This window comes from Mesorhizobium sp. P2_D1, assembly GCF_056404455.1.
Genome location: NZ_JBFUDZ010000119.1, coordinates 1 through 2,904, shown reverse-complemented (window position 1 = coordinate 2,904; position 2,904 = coordinate 1). Strand labels below are relative to the sequence as shown.

The window sequence follows — 2,904 nt, the reverse complement described above, 5'->3', positions numbered from 1 at the left end:
GCGCACGCCCTCCCCGACCGCGAGACCTTCCAGCCGAAATTTCGAACTTCGGAAGGAAGGTGGTAATTCATGTCCAACGTCTCGCTCTGTGGCTGGCGTCTTCGCTAACGCATCAAGCCGGCTGCGCGCAGAGCGTCCTCAATCACCTTAGTAACGCCTGTGGCCGAACCGCCCCGAGCATCAGGCTGAGGCGCCTTAGCGGCATCGACGCGTACTGCTCGCAGACTTTCCGCAGGTGCATAAGTCCTCACTGCTTTGCCTGCCGACCTTTTCGGAGCTTCCCCAGATCTGGCTTCAGTTCGGCTTGTAAGACCCCAGAAATCCGCAATATGGCGCGTTGATGAAATGCCGACGTCCAGCATGAATGGGGCGGCAACGCCCAAGCCATTATCACCGACCGTCTGCAATGGGGTACCATGGCCCATGCCGGCAATGGTGTATTTCTCTATCAACTCATTGCCGTCCGCGTCGCACCACACCTGACGTATCTGTCGATCGACCGTTTCTTTTCGGGTCGGGCTGGCGCTCACGCCATGAACTCCTTGCCATTGGCCGAGAATGCAATCCGCGTTCGACGGGACCACCGTGGTATCCGTCGAGCCCTGCCAGATTGAAATCTTCGGCCAAGTCCCTTTATGAGGCGAAGCTCCGGCCAAGCGTCTCTGGAGCTCAGTTTTCGATGAACCTCCATGGCCCCGCATACGATCGAAGGCTTCCGGGATCGTCGACGCGCTACCGTAGGCGAGCCCTGCTATGATTGCGCCGCCGGCGAACACTTCTGGATATGTTGCCAACATCGCCGCCGCCATGGCACCGCCAGCAGAAAGACCGGTGATAAAAATGCGCCGGTGGTCGAGGCCATGCTTTGTCACCATGGCTTGGATCATCTGGCGGATGGAGAGCACTTCTCCACGGTCGCGCGTGACATCTTCGGGCACGAACCAGTTGAAGCACAGATTGGGATTGTTGCCGCGCTGCTGCTCCGGAAATAGCAGCGCAAAACCCTGGTCGGTCGCTAGCTTCGACCACCCAGATCCATGATCGTACCCATCCGCTGTCTGCGTGCAGCCATGCAGGACGACAACCAACGCGGCTCCCCGCGGGAGATTCTCAGGAACATAGACGCGCCCACGCAAGGCACCGGGATTGGATCCGAAACCGGCTATGTCGGACAAGCGGTCGTCGCGGTGCGCGGACAAACCCGGCCGGCCACGCATAGCGGTCAGGCGAGTGATTGTATCTGAGAGGTTTCGCAAATCGTGATCCTTAGCCGCCAGGGTGACGAAAACCGCGCACAATGCACATGCAACAACATCGTTGCTGCACTGCACAATAGCAAGCTTACGCAGGGTTAGAAAACGACTGTCTGTCGGACCCGTGCACCATTCTTGATTGAACTGTCGTGACTACTAAAAATGCCTGGATTGTAATTCGATCGAGATGAAGCGATTTCGAATTCCACGATCGCTCGAAACCAATACCGCTCGCGCGGATTGGTGTCAGATATGCGATCTGTTGCACTCCCGGCGCCGAAAGGGGCTGATGTTCGAAAAGTTCAATCTCCAGATGGTGGATCTGCCCGAGGCTTCGCTACGGGTGAGGTTCGGCGCTCCGGGCCGCCGYTGCTACTACTGCATGGCACCCCGCACACACGTCACCTGGCATCAGGTCGCGCCGATTCTCGCCGCTGACCAAACGGTGGTCTGTCCTGACTTGCGAGGCTTCGGCCAGTCTTCCATACCGGAGGACGCAGCCGACCACGTCGGCTCCTCGAAGCGTGCGAAAGCAAGGGACTGCGTCGCGCTGATGAATCGCCTCGGCTTTGACCGGTTTGCCATCGCAGGACATGATCGCGGCAGCTACACCGCTTTCCGGACGGCCATGGACCACCCCTCGGCAATTTCCCATCTGATCGTCATGGACGGTGTTCCTATTTTGGAAGCCCTTGAGCGTTGTGGTGGCACTGGTTCTTTTATCCTCAGTTGGACAAGCCTGAACGCGCCATCATGGCCGACCCTGACGCTTGGTATGGTGGCTCGGCCGAAGCGATGGGGGCTGAGGCCTATGCCGATTATTCGCGAGCGATCCACGACCCGGCAGTAGTCCATGGTATGCTTGAAGACTACCGGGCAGGGCTGACCATCGATCGATGTCATGATGCCGGAGACCGAAAGGCCGGCCGCCGGGTTGCCTATACGACGCTGGCCCTGTGGTCGACCCGCGATGATCTTGAGGCACTCTATGGCAACGTCCTCGATGTTTGGCGTCCATGGACCACCACGCTCAGCGGCCAAGGGATCCAGAGTGGGCATCATATGGCCGAAGAGGCCCCTGAAGCTGTAGCCGAAGCGATTAGCGCGTTCCTGCGAACGTATTGACGGGCTTGCCCCGTGTGCTTTTGCAGCGCGACGCGAGAGCCGTTCTTTAATGGCCACCTATGATCGGCAGGATCTCTCCAGTGATGTAGCTCGAACATTGCGGCGATGCCAGAAAGACATAGGCCGGTGCGATTTCTTCCGGTTGTGCCGGGCGCTTCATGGGTGTTTTCGCGCCGAACTGCGAGACATCGTCAGCCTGCTTTTCAGACGGGTTGAGCGGTGTCCAGACCGGCCCCGGAGCGACTGCATTTACGCGAATGCCTTTGCCGATAAGGTTGCCTGACAGGGCCTTCGTGAAGGCGTGAATACCGCCCTTGGTCATCGAGTAGTCGATGAGTTCTTTCGAACCGTCTATTCCGGTTATGGAGCCCGTGTTGACGATCGCCGAGCCGGCCTTCATATGCACCACCGCCTCTTGGGCCATGTGGAAATAGCCGTAGAGGTTGGTCTTCAAGGTGGTGTCGAAATGCTCCTCAGTCAGGTCGGCAAAATCCGTTGAATGCACCTGGAATGCTGCGTTGTTTAC

The 2,904-nt window shown here is 58.4% G+C and carries 4 protein-coding genes; 2 read left to right on the top strand and 2 right to left on the bottom strand.

Going from position 1 to position 2,904, the window contains the following annotated elements; all coding sequences use genetic code 11:
* Positions 1-104: 104 nt before the first annotated feature.
* The gene (locus AC1D0I_RS32380) at positions 105-1,256 is read right to left on the bottom strand and encodes an extracellular catalytic domain type 1 short-chain-length polyhydroxyalkanoate depolymerase (protein ID WP_477344680.1); all 1,152 of its coding nucleotides are present in this window, start codon (positions 1,254-1,256) and stop codon (positions 105-107) included.
* 286 nt (positions 1,257-1,542) lie between these two features.
* On the opposite strand from AC1D0I_RS32380, the gene AC1D0I_RS32375 reads away from it, so the two are divergent.
* On the top strand, positions 1,543-2,103 hold the full coding sequence (locus AC1D0I_RS32375) for an alpha/beta fold hydrolase (RefSeq protein ID WP_477344678.1): 561 nt from the start codon (positions 1,543-1,545) through the stop codon (positions 2,101-2,103).
* An 8-nt stretch (positions 2,104-2,111) separates the two neighbouring features.
* The gene (locus tag AC1D0I_RS32370) at positions 2,112-2,378 is read left to right on the top strand and encodes a hypothetical protein (protein WP_477344676.1); all 267 of its coding nucleotides are present in this window, start codon (positions 2,112-2,114) and stop codon (positions 2,376-2,378) included.
* 46 nt (positions 2,379-2,424) lie between these two features.
* On the opposite strand, the gene AC1D0I_RS32365 is transcribed toward AC1D0I_RS32370, so the two are convergent.
* Positions 2,425-2,904, bottom strand: a 480-nt coding sequence (locus AC1D0I_RS32365; protein WP_477400152.1) for an SDR family oxidoreductase, incomplete at its 5' end; no start/stop codon positions are given.